16 protein-coding genes are annotated in these 14,317 nt (G+C 69.4%); 10 read left to right on the forward strand and 6 right to left on the reverse strand.

Translation table 11 applies throughout. From position 1 onward, the window contains the following. Nucleotides 1-61: 61 nt before the first annotated feature. Entirely contained in the window at nucleotides 62-1,105 is a 1,044-nt protein-coding gene (locus ACYVLP_RS03125) for a S66 family peptidase (RefSeq protein ID WP_460625864.1), read from the reverse strand. A 251-nt stretch (nucleotides 1,106-1,356) separates the two neighbouring features. Between ACYVLP_RS03125 and ACYVLP_RS03130 the strand changes: the two genes are divergently transcribed. Continuing rightward, nucleotides 1,357-2,082: a hypothetical protein gene (locus ACYVLP_RS03130; protein WP_460625865.1), complete on the forward strand. Its 726-nt coding sequence runs from the start codon at nucleotides 1,357-1,359 to the stop codon at nucleotides 2,080-2,082. Nucleotides 2,083-2,116: 34 nt separating this feature from the next. Here the strand turns inward: ACYVLP_RS03130 and ACYVLP_RS03135 are convergent, their stop codons facing one another. Beyond that, nucleotides 2,117-2,671, reverse strand: coding sequence for a carboxymuconolactone decarboxylase family protein (locus tag ACYVLP_RS03135; RefSeq protein WP_460625866.1), 555 nt, complete (start codon nucleotides 2,669-2,671; stop codon nucleotides 2,117-2,119). Nucleotides 2,672-2,771: 100 nt separating this feature from the next. On the opposite strand from ACYVLP_RS03135, the gene ACYVLP_RS03140 reads away from it, so the two are divergent. After that, complete coding sequence (locus ACYVLP_RS03140) at nucleotides 2,772-3,032, forward strand: winged helix-turn-helix transcriptional regulator (RefSeq protein WP_460625867.1); 261 nt, start codon at nucleotides 2,772-2,774, stop codon at nucleotides 3,030-3,032. Nucleotides 3,033-3,065: 33 nt separating this feature from the next. On the opposite strand, the gene ACYVLP_RS03145 is transcribed toward ACYVLP_RS03140, so the two are convergent. Genes ACYVLP_RS03145 through ACYVLP_RS03160 form a run of 4 tightly spaced genes read right to left on the reverse strand, consistent with a single transcriptional unit; the run spans nucleotide 3,066 to nucleotide 5,337 of the window. After that, nucleotides 3,066-4,022: a hypothetical protein gene (locus ACYVLP_RS03145; protein WP_460625868.1), complete on the reverse strand. Its 957-nt coding sequence runs from the start codon at nucleotides 4,020-4,022 to the stop codon at nucleotides 3,066-3,068. Continuing rightward, nucleotides 4,019-4,630 carry a cytochrome b N-terminal domain-containing protein gene (locus ACYVLP_RS03150; protein WP_460625869.1) on the reverse strand — a complete coding sequence of 204 codons (612 nt, stop codon included), beginning with the start codon at nucleotides 4,628-4,630 and terminating at the stop codon, nucleotides 4,019-4,021. Before ACYVLP_RS03150 ends, ACYVLP_RS03145 begins: the two co-directional genes overlap by 4 nt. Continuing rightward, nucleotides 4,627-4,839, reverse strand: coding sequence for a hypothetical protein (locus ACYVLP_RS03155; RefSeq protein WP_460625870.1), 213 nt, complete (start codon nucleotides 4,837-4,839; stop codon nucleotides 4,627-4,629). The genes ACYVLP_RS03150 and ACYVLP_RS03155 overlap by 4 nt, the downstream gene beginning before the upstream one ends. Nucleotides 4,840-4,860: 21 nt before the next feature. Beyond that, nucleotides 4,861-5,337 carry a CoA-binding protein gene (locus tag ACYVLP_RS03160; RefSeq protein WP_460625871.1) on the reverse strand — a complete coding sequence of 159 codons (477 nt, stop codon included), beginning with the start codon at nucleotides 5,335-5,337 and terminating at the stop codon, nucleotides 4,861-4,863. A gap of 285 nt (nucleotides 5,338-5,622) precedes the next feature. Here ACYVLP_RS03160 and ACYVLP_RS03165 point away from each other — a divergent pair, with 285 nt between their 5' ends. The 8 genes from ACYVLP_RS03165 (at nucleotide 5,623) to ACYVLP_RS03200 (ending at nucleotide 14,313) form a co-directional block, all read left to right on the forward strand. Further along, nucleotides 5,623-5,892, forward strand: coding sequence for a hypothetical protein (locus ACYVLP_RS03165; protein WP_452267651.1), 270 nt, complete (start codon nucleotides 5,623-5,625; stop codon nucleotides 5,890-5,892). A 5-nt stretch (nucleotides 5,893-5,897) separates the two neighbouring features. Then, a complete protein-coding gene (locus tag ACYVLP_RS03170) occupies nucleotides 5,898-6,302 on the forward strand; it encodes a hypothetical protein (RefSeq protein ID WP_460625872.1) in 405 nt (134 codons plus the stop codon). Between the two features lie 3 nt (nucleotides 6,303-6,305). Beyond that, a complete protein-coding gene (locus ACYVLP_RS03175; RefSeq protein WP_460625873.1) occupies nucleotides 6,306-8,948 on the forward strand; it encodes an ATP-binding protein in 2,643 nt (880 codons plus the stop codon). After that, entirely contained in the window at nucleotides 8,945-11,065 is a 2,121-nt protein-coding gene (locus ACYVLP_RS03180) for a TrbL/VirB6 family protein (protein WP_460625874.1), read from the forward strand. Before ACYVLP_RS03175 ends, ACYVLP_RS03180 begins: the two co-directional genes overlap by 4 nt. A gap of 19 nt (nucleotides 11,066-11,084) precedes the next feature. After that, on the forward strand, nucleotides 11,085-11,735 hold the full coding sequence (locus ACYVLP_RS03185) for a hypothetical protein (protein WP_460625875.1): 651 nt from the start codon (nucleotides 11,085-11,087) through the stop codon (nucleotides 11,733-11,735). Between the two features lie 7 nt (nucleotides 11,736-11,742). Next, nucleotides 11,743-12,876, forward strand: a complete 1,134-nt coding sequence (locus ACYVLP_RS03190; protein ID WP_460625876.1) for a M23 family metallopeptidase — start codon at nucleotides 11,743-11,745, stop codon at nucleotides 12,874-12,876. A gap of 141 nt (nucleotides 12,877-13,017) precedes the next feature. After that, nucleotides 13,018-13,662: a dihydrofolate reductase family protein gene (locus ACYVLP_RS03195; protein WP_460625877.1), complete on the forward strand. Its 645-nt coding sequence runs from the start codon at nucleotides 13,018-13,020 to the stop codon at nucleotides 13,660-13,662. A gap of 117 nt (nucleotides 13,663-13,779) precedes the next feature. Next, nucleotides 13,780-14,313 carry a GNAT family N-acetyltransferase gene (locus ACYVLP_RS03200; RefSeq protein ID WP_460625932.1) on the forward strand — a complete coding sequence of 178 codons (534 nt, stop codon included), beginning with the start codon at nucleotides 13,780-13,782 and terminating at the stop codon, nucleotides 14,311-14,313. The last annotated feature ends 4 nt before the right edge of the window (nucleotides 14,314-14,317 follow it).

Here is a 14,317-nt window from a genome sequence, read left to right on the forward strand (position 1 = left end):
GACATCGGAAGAAGTAACCGGCACCACCTCTGTCACGGAGTCGAACGATCGGACGCGCAGGTCAGCGGTAGTCGGCGAAGACTCTTCTTGTCGAACCGTCCACGGTCATCGTTCCTCCGTACGGCACGATCCACTGTGGCCTGGTGTGACCGAACGGTGGGCCGACGACCACGACTGCGTCCGGGTTGTACCGCGCGATGACCGCGAAGGCCGCGTCCCGCTGCTCGTCGCGCTTGGCTCGACGTTCGGCGGCGGTGGGCTGGACGGTGAAGTCCGAGGTGGGTGGCCTGGCGACTATCACGGCGTCGATCGCCGACAGCAGACCGCGCTCGCCCAAGGAGCGCAGGATATAGCTGAACTCGCGGGCTGGGATCAACTCCTCGGACGTCTCCAGCAAGAGCACGCCACCCTTCAGGACTGACGGGTCTGACGGGAAGCGGCCAGCGGTGAGGATCCACTGGATCGCCTCGATGCAGCCACCCCACGTGCGTCCGGTCACTGGGCGCTCGGGTCCGGACCAGGACCATGGCTCGGTGGGTTCGCGGCTCCCGAACTCTGTCAGGGCGCGGGGGTCGTTCCATTCGAGACCCATGTCCTCTGACTCTCCGGGCTCGGTCACCTCAACACGCTCGCCGGTCAGCAGGGCGGCACGAAGCGATATCTCGTGCACGCGATCCAGACGCGGTCCGGGACCGATGTGGACCTGCGTCGATCCACCGTAGAAGCCCGGGACGCCGTTGCTCCACAGCCAGTTCAAGACGTTGGTGTTGTCGCTGTAGCCGAGGAAGGGCTTGGGATCGTCGGCGATGAGCCGCGCGTCCAGATGCGGGACGACGGTGATCTGGTCGTCGCCGCCGATCGTGGCGAGGACAGCACGGATCTCGGGGTCGGCGAAAGCTGTGTTCAGATCCGCGGCACGTTCTGCGGCAGATGCGCCGAGCTTGCGGGTGGTCGGGTATTCGACCGGCACCAAGCCGGTGACTCCGGCGAGCCGTCGAAGCGCCTGCTCGTGGATCGCCGGCGCGATGGCGGGCGCGGCGAACGATGGCGACAGCACAGCCACCTTGTCACCCGGCCGAGCTTTCGGCACCGAGACGAACTCCATGGCTCGACCCTAGATGCGCCGTCAGTGAAACAAGTAGCCAATAATCACAGGGAGGGGGTGCTTGCCAGCGTTGGCAGGGAGGGGCTGTGGAGACCTCCACACGGGAAGTCGCTCGAGGATGGCGGTGCGGGCCGGTCCTGACCGGCCTGTGCTGCGTCCTCGCCGTGACTGGTGCGTGCACCGACGCGGCAGGACCGCCGGTCCTTTCCCCGCTGTCGACAACGGCCGGACCGCTCGAGAGGGACGGCGACATGAGCGGACCCACCATGACGCCGGTGCAGGAGGCGCCGCCTCCGGTGTATTCCGTGCCGGAAGCCCCTCAGACAGTTCCCGCGCCGCTCGAGTGGCAGGCCCAGAGAGTCGCCCCGACCGGCCCGGTAGTTTCCGCCCGAGCGGCGCTTCGGCCCGGTGCCACGTATCGGATGACGATCGGCCACGAGTGGCAGGAGGAGTCCCTGCCGGGGGTCGCCGCTGGTGCCATCGTCGAGTTCACCGTTCCTGCGAGCGGGTGGTTCCTCGAGAAGGGCGCTGTCGTGAAGGGTCAGGTGAACGGCGGCCAACCTGACGTCGCCGGGGTGCGCGCTATGTCCATCGACAGAGTGGCGAGCGGGGGCTGCGACAGGCTGCGGCGCCGGTGGGTCGACCCCGGGCCGAGACCGATCGACCTCGCCAACGCCCTGCCCAGGAGCTACGGGTTCGACGTCCTCGAGCAGCCTGAGCCCGTCAGGGCATTCGGCCGCGACGGCGTGCACGTCATCCTCCAGGTCCACGCCGAACCGGATGCCAGACGATGCCTCGACTTCAACCTTGCCACCTACCGCAGCATGACCTGGTTCGCCGAGATCGTGGAGCTCTGGATTGTCGACGTCCACGGCCGGCGCGTGGTGATCGAGCGGTCCGCCTTCCCTCAGACGTCGGAGCGGGTGTTGGACCAGCAGCGCGACATGATCGCGACCATCCGAATCCTCGCCCCGTGATCCAGAAGCTCAGATCGGTCCGGGGAGGATGTCGTCAATCGAGCCCCTTCGTGCCTGGCTCGAGCGGCAGGTGTAGCGCGTTCACGGCGAACGAGATCGCGTGGTACCAGCCTGTAAGGAGGAGCAGTTCCAGAGCGCCGTCCTGACCGACGGAGTCGACGAGGTTGGTCCAGGTTTCGTCGTCGAGGTCGGACATCTCGTGCAGAGTGTCGACGGCCGTGAGCACCGGCCGGTCACCGGCCGGCCAGCACGCATCGGTCGGCTTGCCTGTCGCCAGCGACTCGAGCTGGGAGTCGCTGAGCTCCGCCTTCCCAGCGAACTGGGCGATGTGCACGCCCCACTCGTAGCCGGCGCCGCACAGGGCGGTGGTGCGGTCGATGACGAGCTCGCGATGGCGAAGTGTCAGCGCGGATCTGCGCGACAGGTAGTAGCGCCCCCAGCCGGCGACCGACCGAGCCAGGTCGGGCCGCCGGGCGAACACGCGAAAAAGCTGGATCGGGGGTCCGAGCATTCCCAGCGCCTCCGCTGTCTCAGCGTCGTAGGGCGGCTCCACCGGCGCCACGCGCGGATGCTTCGTTTTCAGAGGCATGTCAGTCACGGTAGCATTGGCGCTTCGGAAAGGAAAGCACATGACAGCGACGCCGTTACCCGGACGCCCGGTACGTGGGTCAGAAACAGGCCGGCCCATCATGGCGCTGCTCGACCTGCTCGGGCGACGCTGGGCGCTGCGCGTGCTGTGGGAGCTTCGGAGCGGTCCGACGACATTTCGCGACCTGCAGAAGCGCTGTGGCGGCGTCTCGTCCAGCGTGCTGGCCGAGCGGGTTCGCGAACTGAAAGAGGCGGGGATTCTCGCGCCCGGTGAGGACGGGTACTCCCTGACGGAACAGGGTCGCCTGCTGCTCACGCACCTCGAGCCACTCGACTCATGGGCGAAGGCATGGAGGACGTGATCGCACGCGCGGCCTGACGCACCCGCCTGCCGCTCAGCGGGGCGCGCGCTCGCGGCGGTACCAGTCGCGCCAGACGAGCCGGTGGATCGGGACGAGTCGCGGGATGTCCCGCAGCCCGGGGATCAAGGGGAGCAGCACGAGACCGAGGCTGAGAAGCATCATGAGGCCCCAGACGAGCGCGTCAGCGTTGTCGGACGTGCTGAACGGCGGGACTTGATACCAGAAGGTGTAGAGCCAGAGCCATGGCTGGCCGGGGTAGTTGCCGGTCTCGTTCATCATCCCCCACTGGTCACCGCCGAGGCTGCGCGCTCGGGCCTGGTCCTCGAGGTAGCTTCCGTCGGCGAGCAGGAGCAGTCGACGCGTGGGATCGCCTCCGTAGAAGGCGTTTTCGCTGACGAGCTGCTCAAGCCCGCCGCTCGCCGCCAGGCGTTCGTATGCCGTCGACAGCGCCGGCACCGGGCCGAAGTCACCGGGGACGACCTTGGCGGGGTCTCCGTTGGCGGCGTTGCCCAGGGCGGTCACGTACCCACTGGCCCACGAGGTCTGCTGGTCGGGCGTCGCATGAGCCCACTGGTTGATTGCAGCGGTGAGCGTTGCGTCGCCCGAGACGGCCCGGAGCGGGTTGATGACGAAGTCGTTCGCGGCGTCGATGGGATAGGTGACCCCGGCCCACTTCTGCAGGGGGATGCCCAGGAGCTTCTGACCTTCGGACGCATCGTTGTAGGGCGGGCCGTACCCGGCCGTCCCGCTGTCTCCGGACAGCTCGGCGGCCGCGGTGGCCACAACGTCGTTCGGGGCCGCCTTGGCCCAGTCCTGCAGCGAGATCGCCTTCTCGTCGGGTGAGCCGAAGATGATGGCGAGGACCACCGTGAGGGCGGCGACCGAGGCGAGCGCGATGACGAACTCCTTGACCAGGTCGTAACGGCGCGTCGGGAACGTGTGCGAGTCCGGGGTCTCGACCGCGTGCCGGCGCCGCGCGAGAGTGCTCATGACGACGGCTCCTTCGCGTCGATCGGTGGGACGACGCCCTTGCGGCGGACCAGGATCACGTGCACCACGGTGATGAGACCGACCGCGAGGGGAAGCAGGACCACGTGGAACAACACCATCTGGGCGGTGTTGAGGACGTTGAAGTAGGCGCCGATCCCGACCGAGTTGAGCCCATCCTTGGCTTGGGTGCTGATCCACTGGCTGTCGAAGTTCGACTGGATGAGATATCCGGTGAAGGCCGTGCCGATGGAGGCGAGGAACGCGACCGCACCAGTGACCCAGGTCAGGACCCGTCCGCCACGCCACGCGGCCATCCAGAACTTGCCCCACAGGTGGATGACCATGAAGAAGAAGAAGAGCTCGACCGACCACAGATGGAGGCTGTTGACGAAATGGCCCACCGACGAGGTGTGCCACCATTCCACTCCACCCAGGCTGAGAATGCAGCCCGTGAGGACGATGACGACGAGTGCGGCCAGGGTGAGCACGCCGAAGACGTAGATCCACGACGAGACGTATGCCGGCTGCCGGTCCGGGAGTGCCTCACCCGGTGGGACGGTGTGCTCGATCCGCGTGCGCAGCCGCTCGGTCCAGGTGGTCGAGCTCATCGGTCCACCCCCTTCTCGTCGGGGTTGTCTGCAGATCTCCCGGCGCCTCGCGACGTTTCGCCACGCGCCTTGGGGAAGGGGATCAGCAGCGCCGCGAAGAACACGAGGACCATGAGCACGATGACCAGCAGGTTGGCCAGCGAGATGTGGACGACACCCCAGTCGAGATACGTCCCGGCGCCGTCCTGGGCGGCAAGGAGAGTCACCATGTGACGTCCTCCTTTCTGGTCTCAGACGCTGCGCGGCACGTTGCCGCCGAGGCTGAACATCCAGCGCATCACCTTGTGCCCGGGATCTGCCGTGGGTCCGAACATGAGCGGGCAGCCGCCGTCGATGACGGTGATCCCGTGCCCGCGCGCCCAGTCCGCGGCCTCCTTCGAGACGCTTCCGCCGCCAGGGCCACGGTGCATCCACACCCGCTGGATACCGAGGGCGGCGCACTCCTCGACCGTTGCCCGCGCACGTTCAGGACGGGTTCCGATCACCACCGCCTCGACGCCGCCCGGGATGGACTTCAGGTCAGGGTAGGCGGCGTCACCCTCGACCTCGTCGGCGTTCGGGTTGACGGCGTAGACCTCGTAGCCGCGCTCCCGGAGGCGCTGGTAGACGGCGTTGCTGCCGTGTGAGGCCGCGTTCCGGGATACCCCTGTGACAGCGACCCGCTTGTGGCTCAGGAAGTCAGCCGCGGCGTCCTTGATCGCTTGCATGTCGGTTCACCTCGCCTGGGGGCACGTCGATCGTGCCGCGCTCGAGATCAAGGATCCCCTCGTGCCGGTGGTCCTCTGCCAGGGCCGAAGGTCCCGCTCGTCTCCCGTCCTGGTGCTCGTGTGGCCTGTGGGACAGGCGAGGCCGGGATGGTTCGGCAATATCGTGACTTGCCGTCTCTGAGGGTGAACGCCCTATTAGTCTCAAGTCGCGCGGCTCAAGCAGAGGGGTCACAGTGGACGTCCTGGGGCGGATCCAGCCCCCGGTCTCACGCAAGGAGCCACAGCATGCAGACCCTCACGACCCTTGCCGCGCTGCCGGCGGCCGACTACGGCACGTCCGGGCTGGTCGGCTGGCTGCAGAACAACGCCATCCCTTTGGTGATCCTGATCCTTGCCATCACGGTCCTGTGGGCGGCACGGGGTGGCAATGTCGGCAAGGGCATCACCATCGTGGCCGGCCTGTTCCTGGGCCTGGCCGTGCTGGGCATCGCGACCGGAACCAACGCATCGGACATCGGCACCTGGATGGCCGGTCTGCTCAGAGGCAACAACTGACCGCCATGCGGCTCCCGGACGACGACGAGCTCTACGAGGTGGACCAGACCTACCTCGGTCCACCGGGCCGGTACATCGCCCCGATGCGGCACAAGGCCATCTTCGCGTGGCTCGGCATCGCCCCCTTGGCCTTCGTGATCGCGCGCCAGGTCGGTATGCAGTTCAGCCTGCTCAGCGTCGGCCTGCTGCTCATCGGGACGGTCTGGGCGGCGATGGTGATGGCAGACCACGCGACGCCCGAGCGCCCGATCAGCGCGATCGCCGCTTCTTTCTGGAACGATCTGCGCGCTCCGCGGCTCGACCGGAAGGCCCGTGGGTCAAGGGGCGATGCCTTCGGTCGCGTCACGCGGCCGCGGGGTGCGCTGGGACGGTACCTGGCCCGCCGCGCCCGGCGAGACCGGGAGGAGTGAGCCATGTGGACGCCGTTCAAGAAGGGTCAGGAGCGCCGGGCGCCGGTCGGCGACCAGGCGCAGTACCGCGGCCGGCTCGACGACTGGGCGCTGCGTGCGGTGGTCAACCACGTCACCTTCTCGGGCAAGGGCTCGGACCGGATGGTCGCGTGGTACCTCGCGGACCCGCAGACCTGGAGCTTCCGGTCGGTCGAGGAGGGCGAGGGTCTCATCTACGACCAGGCCGTGCAGCTCGCCGAGCTGGTCGGCACGACGGTGTACTGCCGCGTCACGACCCGGCCCTACCCGGTCCACCACTGGGCCGCCGCGGCATACGCCAACGCCCCGGAGCCCCAGACCGGGTTCGACGAGATGATGCACCGGGACCAGCTGCACATGGCGCAGCACACCCAGGCCGACAAGCTCGTCTTCTACGGGGTCGACCTCGGCGAGCGGGGGGTTGCGCTCAAGGCGCTCGGAAAGGTGCTCTCCGGCGCGGTCGACCGGGAGATGCAGGCGCTGGAAGATCGGCTGCAGGCGGTCGACGCGATCATGGCGGGCCCCGGCATCGAGGCGGCCCCGGCGTCGCCCAAGGACATGGAGTGGCTGCTCGCACGCTCGTTCGCGCTCGGCTGTCCCGTCCCGGTGCCCAGTCCCGACGAGCCCGACCGGCACTCGCTCGACGAGGATGACCTCGCCGAGTTCGTCAACACGGCGTCGTGGACAGCCGAGCCGCTCGGCGCCTCGGTCCGGATCGTCACGGCGGTCAACGACGCGCCGGTGACACGGCACGTCGTGGTCCTGACGGTGGCGCGGGTGGGGGAGATCCAGATCCCCGAGAAGCACGAGCCGTGGATGGCCAAGTCGGACCGACTCGGGTTCCCCGTCGAGTGGTTCTACCGCGTCGACCCGCGAGCGCCGGAGGAGATCTCCAAGGAGATGTCTCGGCTGACCAACCGGATCGACGGGCAGATGACGCACTGGCGTGAGGAGCACGGGAAGCGCCCGCCGAAGCAGCTCGCCCGTCAGGCCGACCGTGCGGCCGACGTCGAGGACGAGATGCGGACGGAGTTCACGGGTCTGTCGACCCGGACACGCGGCTGGTACCGCGTGGCCGTGTCGGGCAGCACCGAGAACGAGGCTCTGGAGCGCGCGGCTCGGCTCGTCAACCTCTACAAGCCGCAGATCAAGCTGGTACGGGAGCTCGGGCAGTACCACCTGGCAAGGGAGTTCGTCCCCGGCGAGCCGTTGTCGGGCAACGCTCACGCGCGCAAGTTCCCGATCCTCAAGGTGGCAGCGGGGTTGCCGGCCGTGACGGCCGAGGTCGGCGACCGCCGTGGCGCACACATCGGCGAGACTGCCGGGCTGTCGGCGCGAGCGGTCTGCTTCGACCCGTGGTTCCTCACCGAGGTCATGGAGCAGGGCGGCCTCGTGCCGGTCGTCGGCACGCCCGGTTCCGGCAAGTCGATGCTGCTGGGGACCTGCTCGTACAAGTTCGTCCTGTCGGGCGTGCGCGGCGTGGCCATGGACCCGGCCGGCCGCCTGCAGAAGATGCTGAAGCTGCCCGAGCTGGCGCACATCTCCCGCAGCGTCGACCTGCTGGGTGGCGCGCCAGGCAGTCTTTCGCCGTATGCCGTTGTGCCAGAGCCGAATCGGGCCATGGTCGCGCTCGACGCGCAGGACGAGGAGGACTTCGCGACCAAGCTCGAGCTCGCGGAGAACGCGGCCCGGTCGACCCGGCGGGACCTCGCGTACGAGACGTTGCGCTGGTGCCTGCCGCTGTCGATGGGTCGCGACCCCAGCGCACAGGCGAGGCTCCGCTCGGCCATCACAGCCTCGCCGGACACCCGGTACTCCTCGCCCATGTCCGTCATCGAGCAGCTACGGCGCGGTGACCAGCTCGCGCAGGACGTGGCCAACGAGCTCGTGGCGGCGTCGCAACGAGAGCTCGGGCGGCTCTTCTTCCACGCGCGCACAGTGACTCCGGCGCACCTGGACCGTGCGCAGGAGGCGCGGTTCACCGTCTTCAACCTCAAGGGACTGGTCAAGCCGGACGAGTCTGTGGCGCTGGAGGACTACAGCCCGGAGGAGCTGCTCTACCGGCCGATCATGGCGCTCGCCGCGTGGTCATCGCTGCAGCTGATCTATCGGGGCGACCCGCACGAGCGCAAGCTGTTCGTGCTCGACGAGGCCCAGGAGGTCACCGAGGGATCGGGGGCGGGCCGCACGCTGGTCTACAAGCTCAGCTCGGACTCCCGCAAGAACAACTGCGCGGCCCTCGTCGCGATGCAGAACGCCTCGACGGTGCTCGGCGCCAACAACGTCAACAACTTTGTCGGGGCTGCCCTGGTCGGGCGGACGCAGGACATCGACGCTCAGCGGGACGCTCTCAAGCTCCTCGGCAAGCCCGAGGGCATCGGCTACGAGGAGATCCTCGGCAACCTCTCGCCCCGCGGCCGCCGCAGCGAGGAGCGGCTCGGGTTCCGGGAGTTCATCTACCGCGACGGCCTCGGCGGCGAGGGCGGGCGCGGTGGGATGGAGAAGATCCGGGTGAGCCTCAAGCACCACCCGGAGCTGTTCGAGGCACTCAACACGACGGCCTCGCCTGAGAAGCGCGCGTCCCGGATCGCGCAGTTCCCACCCCGCGAGAGCGAGGGCGCTGCGTGACGCGGCGGTTCGCGCTGGCCGTCCTGGCCGCTGCGATACTGCTGCTCGGCCTGGCGGGGTCTGCGACAGCGGCGCCGCTCACGGATCCCGGGCCGGCGCTCTCGGCCGCCGGCCCGACGCTTGCGTCAGCACCCGCTCTGGGCCCGGACTGCAAGGGGGACCCGCCGCTGCCGTCGAATCCCTACGGGCATATCGCGGTTCGGCCGGCGATCGTCGTAAGCGGGGACCCGTTCACCGACCCGAACGTGTCGATCCAGTCCGTCTACGGCACCAACTACAAGTGGTGGAACTACGACAACGGCTGCTCGCCGCAGGACGGGATCATGCCCAGCCTCGGGGCGAACCTCGGGAACCTGATCGGCCTCGAGCTGCCCGGGCTCCTCCCGTCGTGGGGGCAGGGTCTGTTCACGCTCGTCGTCGACCCGTCGGGCTGGATCGGTTCGTTGGACACGACGGTCGCCAGCGTGACGGCCTCGACTGCAGCGGGGACCTGGTTCCCGTGGCTGAGCGTCGCCATGACCATCGTGGCGATCGTCACCCTGCTCAGGGCGCGCAGCGGTCAGCTGTCCGGGTCGATCAACGCGGTCGCCTGGGCGCTGCTCGTCCTCGTCGTCACGTCGTGGGCGGTGAGCTATCCCGTCGAGTCGGTCAGGCTGCTCGACGACGGCGTCCAGACCGCAGTGGTCGCCATCGCCGACGGGTTCGACAAGGCAGACTTCGTCGGTCCGGTCGCACCGCAGTCCAACCAGGACAAGGCGACCGCGGCCAAGCGGACCCTCGACCGGCAGTGGGACACGTTGACCCGTGAGACCGTGTTCCGCTCGTGGGCCGAGGGGGTCTTCGGCGACGCCGACGGCGTGACGGCGCGGACCTACGGCCCCGGCGTCTTCGCCGCGACGCACTTCACCTGGAACGAGTACGACACGTACGCAAAGGATCCCGCCGGCGCCGGAGCGCGCATCGTCGCGGCGAAGGCGCAAGCGTTCCGGCAGCTCGCCGACAAGATCCAGCAGGACGACCCCGTCGCCTACGACTACTTCACCGGCAACAAGTGGGGCGAGCGCATCACGACGGCCCTGCTCAGCTTCGTCTCGGTGCTCACGGTCGCGCTCTTCCTCGTGGTCGCCGGGATCTTCGTCCTGGGCGCCTACGTGCTGATCCGTCTGCTACTGCCCCTGACGCCCGTGGCCGGCGTCGTCTTCCTCGTCGACTCCACCCGAGACATGGCGCTGGGCCTGTTCAAGAAGGTCGTCAAGCCGCTCGTCATGGGCCCGATCTACTTCCTCGCCGCCCTCGTCGTCCTGCGCTACAACGTGGGCGTCCTGCGCTCGAGCCTGCCCGACTGGCTCAAGCTCGTGCTGGTGTTCCTTGTCGCCTACCTCGTCTGGAGGCTGCTCCGGCCGACCGCGGTCCTGCCGAAGATGAAGTTCCCCGGGCGGTTCCTGCCCGCCTACCTCGGCACCCGCGTCGGGACCGAGCGGGGGAAGGACGCCGACGACGACGCGCGGGACAAGCAGCCCGGGCCGGGCGGCATACCCCCGTCGGGGCCTCAGCGACAGCACCCGGTGCACAACCCGGCGGCAGTGCCGCCGTCCTCCGAGCCCTTGTTCGTGGCCGCTTCTCGGACGCCGGAGTATGCCGGCGAGCTGACCTCCGGAGCCGCCTTCCGCGGGAGTGGGCGGGGCACGTTCGCGCCGCGGGAGCGGCCGGTCGCCGGGCTGCCATCGGCCGAGGCGGGACGGACCGCGCGCGAGGTGTCGGGCGGCACGCGGTCGATGTTCGCGCAGCTCGGGTCCGGCGCGGGTGAGCTCGTCCATCCCAGCCGGCCCAGCCAGGAGCCCTACCTGGGGAAGCACGCAACGCCCCTGGTGGCGCGCGACGAGTCGCAGCGCAGCATCCCCGACCTGGTGCCGGTGGGCAGTCGTGAGGGCCAATCGCGTCGCACGCCGCTCGGGACGGGAGCGGTGGAGGGGCGCGTCCTCGACGACCGAGAGACCGCGGTGACCCCGGTAGTCGACGACTCGAACCTGACCTATGACGCCGCCGGCCAGCGCGTGTTCGTCGTCTTCAGCCCGGCCAGGAACCACGCCGAGAACGGGAGTCTCGTTGAGTCCTAACCGGCGCCAGACCCGCGGCGTGCTCTGGGACGTGATCGCTCCCTGGGTGCGGTGGCCCCTGCACTCACCGCGAAGACTCTTCGCGGTCCTGGGCGGCGTCGTCGTCCTCATGGTGCTCTGGCATGTCGCGTCCCGGGCCGCCGCCACAACGGAGCCGACCGCGAGCGCGACCTCGGCGGCCGTGGCGACCACGGCTGCCCCCAGCATGCCGTCAGACGCCGACCCCCCACCGGCAAGCACCACGACCGCCATGCCCACCGGCACGCTCCCGGGCACTACGCCGTCGGCGCCAGAGGGCACCGGTCCGGCGGGCGGCAACCCGAACGACCCGACCGGCCCAGCCGTCCCGGCCGGGTCCGCGGAGGCGGCCCAGGGCTTCGTGACGGCCTGGGCCCGCCCGTCGCTGCCAGCCGACCAGTGGCTCTCGGGCGTGCGCGGGTACATCGCGCCAGAGCTCGAGCGTTCCATGTCGTACACCGACCCGGCCCGGATCGACGCGACCACGGTCACCGGTCCGGCGCGGATGGTCCATGTCCTGCCCGACGGGAGCGCCGCGACGTTCGAGGTTCCGACCGATGCCGGAGCCACCCGGGTGGAGCTGGCGCTCGTCAAGGGGCGCTGGCTGGCCACCGACATCGTGCCGGCGTCGGCGGCCGCGCCGGGGGACTGAGCCGAGAGTGTGGGCCCGCCTGCTCCTCGCGATCGGCCCCCGCAGGCTGGCCAAGGGTCTCGTCGGCGGTCTGGTCCTCGCCGCCTTCGCGGGCATGCTCGGCTTCACCCTCCTGCTCGGCGCGGTCGCCGGGTCGAGCGCCAGCAGCCAGGACCCGGCCCCGGTGGCCTGCACCTTGACTCCTGGGTCGGGCTCTGCCGGCACGGCTGCCGTCGATGCAGCGGCCGCACGGAGGCCATCGGGCGCCGCGGCCCGACCAGCAAGCGCGAGCCGCTGGTCGGCGGAGCAGCTGGCGAACGCGACGGTCATCGCCGACCGTGGACGGGCCGCGAACGCAGGCGCCAACGGGGTCATCATCGCGCTGATGACCGCCATGCAGGAGTCCTCGCTGCGGAACCTTCCGAGCGGCGACCGTGACTCCGTCGGGCTCTTCCAGCAGCGGCCGTCCGCCGGGTGGGGCACCCGCGAGGCGATTCTCGACCCGGTCCAGGCGAGCGACGCGTTCTACGGCGTCTCGGCCCACACGAACAACCCGGGCCTGCTGGACGTCCAGGGCTGGCAGAGCATGCCCTTCGGGGTCGCGGCCCAGGCCGTCCAGCGGTCGGCCTTTCCCACGCTCTACAAGCGGTGGGAGCCCGACGCCCGGGCCTTGGCCCAGGTGCTCCTGTCGGGAGCCGCCGGGACCCTCGACTGCACCGGCGCCGCAGGCGCTGCCCAGGTGTCGGGCGTGTGGGCGCACCCGCTGGCCCCGGCGGCATACGTCCTCGTGAGCCCGTTCGGGATGAGGCTCGACCCGGTCAACGGGTCGTGGAAGCTGCACCGCGGCCAGGACTTCGCCGTCCCGATCGGCACGCCCGACCGGGCAGCGTGTGACGGCGTGATCGCCCGCACCGATCCGGCCGACCCGTTCGGCGGGGGAATGCAGACCGACCTCGACTGCGGTGGTGGCGTGGTCCTCAAGTACATGCACCAGAGCGCGTTCCTGGTCACGGCCGGCGACGCGGTCAAGGCCGGGCAGGTCATCGGCCGGACCGGGAACACCGGTCACTCCACCGGACCGCACCTTCACTTCCAGGTCGACGTCGACGGTCAGGCCACGGACCCCGTCGCGTTCATGCGGCTGCGCGGCATACGGCTCTGAGACGGATCAGCCCGATGTGCTCTCTACCCGAGAGACAACGATGCGGTCTGCATCGGCCACGCTCGACCACGAGCATCCTCGACGCGCTGGGGGCTTCAGTATCGTGAGGGCAACCCACAAGCACTCGCCCTGGAGGCGCAGATGGCAGTTCGCGTTGACCTCAACATCTCGCTCGACGGATTTGCGACCACCACGGATCAGACCAGCGAGAACCCGATGGGCGAGGACTGGTCGCGCCTGGTCGATGCCTATGTCGCGACCAAGACCTTCCGCGAACGGGTTCTGCAGGACCCCTCGGGTGAGGGCACGACCGGCGTGGACGACGAGTACGCGAGGGCATACTTCGCGGAGGTCGGCGCGGAGATCATGGGTGCCGGGATGTTCGGCCTGCACAACTTCCCCGACGACCCGGACTGGCGAGGCTGGTGGGGCGACGAACCCCCGTTCCGGGTGCCCGTGTTCGTTCTTACGCACGGCGCTCCACGGCCGCCGATCGAGATGGCCGGCGGCACGACGTTCCATTTCCTGTCCGCGGCACCCCAGGAGGCGCTCGACCGCGCGCTGGAAGCCGCCGACGGCAAGGACGTCCGCGTGGGCGGCGGAGCCAGCGTCGCGCGCGACTTCCTCAAGGCGCGGCTCGTCGACCAGCTCCACGTCGCGATCGCACCGATCCTGCTCGGTCGCGGTATCCGCCTCTGGGACGACCTGCGCGGTCTGGAGTCGGGCTACGACGTCACCGCCGAAACTGCCGAGAGCGGCACGGTACACCTGACGTTCCGACGGTAGGCGCACGGCGTTCCGGATGTAGATCGTCCGGAAGCGCGCCTAGCCTGCTGGGATGGCACCTGCGCTGGAGGACGCGGAAGGATGAGCACGGTGCGTGTGGTGCCGGCGACGGCCCAGATGTGGCCACAGCTCGGGCGCGCCTTCGGACCGCGGGAGAAGGACCCCACATCGTGCTGGTGCCAACGCTTGCGGCGGCACTGCGAGCCCGATAACCGGGCCGCGCTGCACCGAGAAGTTCACGAGGCAGATGTTCCGATCGGTCTGTTGGCCGTCCTCGATGGCTTGGTGGTCGGCTGGACGCGGGTGGTGCCGCGCTTCACGTTGCCAGGTATCACCGAGCACCGCCGCCTTGGCCGCATCCTTGATGAGGATCCCGACGCGTGGTGGGTGTCCTGCTTCGTGGTGCGTCGCGAACACCGGGGGAGCGGAGTCGGAGTCGCGCTGCTCGAGGCCGCTGCGGACTGGGCTGCGCAGCACGGTGCCTCTGTGCTCGACGGTCACCCGGTTGACACCGATGGTCTGGCCGGCACCCCGTCACCGTCAGCCGTCTTCACGGGAACCATGGCCATGTTCCAGCGGGCCGGGTTCGTGGAGATCGGACGTACCTACCGAACCCGCCCGGTCATGCGGCGGGAGCTCCGGCAGCCGTAGGTTC

The organism is Intrasporangium mesophilum, assembly GCF_054783095.1.

Coding starts and splice junctions, on each gene's coding strand:
- ACYVLP_RS03145 (WP_460625868.1), bottom strand. CDS start 4,022: ATGAGCACTCTCGCGCGGCGCCGGCACGCGGTCGAGACCCCGGACTCG.
- ACYVLP_RS03125 (WP_460625864.1), bottom strand. CDS start 1,105: ATGGAGTTCGTCTCGGTGCCGAAAGCTCGGCCGGGTGACAAGGTGGCT.
- ACYVLP_RS03130 (WP_460625865.1), top strand. CDS start 1,357: ATGAGCGGACCCACCATGACGCCGGTGCAGGAGGCGCCGCCTCCGGTG.
- ACYVLP_RS03195 (WP_460625877.1), top strand. CDS start 13,018: ATGGCAGTTCGCGTTGACCTCAACATCTCGCTCGACGGATTTGCGACC.
- ACYVLP_RS03150 (WP_460625869.1), bottom strand. CDS start 4,630: ATGAGCTCGACCACCTGGACCGAGCGGCTGCGCACGCGGATCGAGCAC.
- ACYVLP_RS03170 (WP_460625872.1), top strand. CDS start 5,898: ATGCGGCTCCCGGACGACGACGAGCTCTACGAGGTGGACCAGACCTAC.
- ACYVLP_RS03200 (WP_460625932.1), top strand. CDS start 13,780: ATGTGGCCACAGCTCGGGCGCGCCTTCGGACCGCGGGAGAAGGACCCC.
- ACYVLP_RS03165 (WP_452267651.1), top strand. CDS start 5,623: ATGCAGACCCTCACGACCCTTGCCGCGCTGCCGGCGGCCGACTACGGC.
- ACYVLP_RS03135 (WP_460625866.1), bottom strand. CDS start 2,671: ATGCCTCTGAAAACGAAGCATCCGCGCGTGGCGCCGGTGGAGCCGCCC.
- ACYVLP_RS03140 (WP_460625867.1), top strand. CDS start 2,772: ATGGCGCTGCTCGACCTGCTCGGGCGACGCTGGGCGCTGCGCGTGCTG.
- ACYVLP_RS03155 (WP_460625870.1), bottom strand. CDS start 4,839: ATGGTGACTCTCCTTGCCGCCCAGGACGGCGCCGGGACGTATCTCGAC.
- ACYVLP_RS03175 (WP_460625873.1), top strand. CDS start 6,306: ATGTGGACGCCGTTCAAGAAGGGTCAGGAGCGCCGGGCGCCGGTCGGC.
- ACYVLP_RS03160 (WP_460625871.1), bottom strand. CDS start 5,337: ATGCAAGCGATCAAGGACGCCGCGGCTGACTTCCTGAGCCACAAGCGG.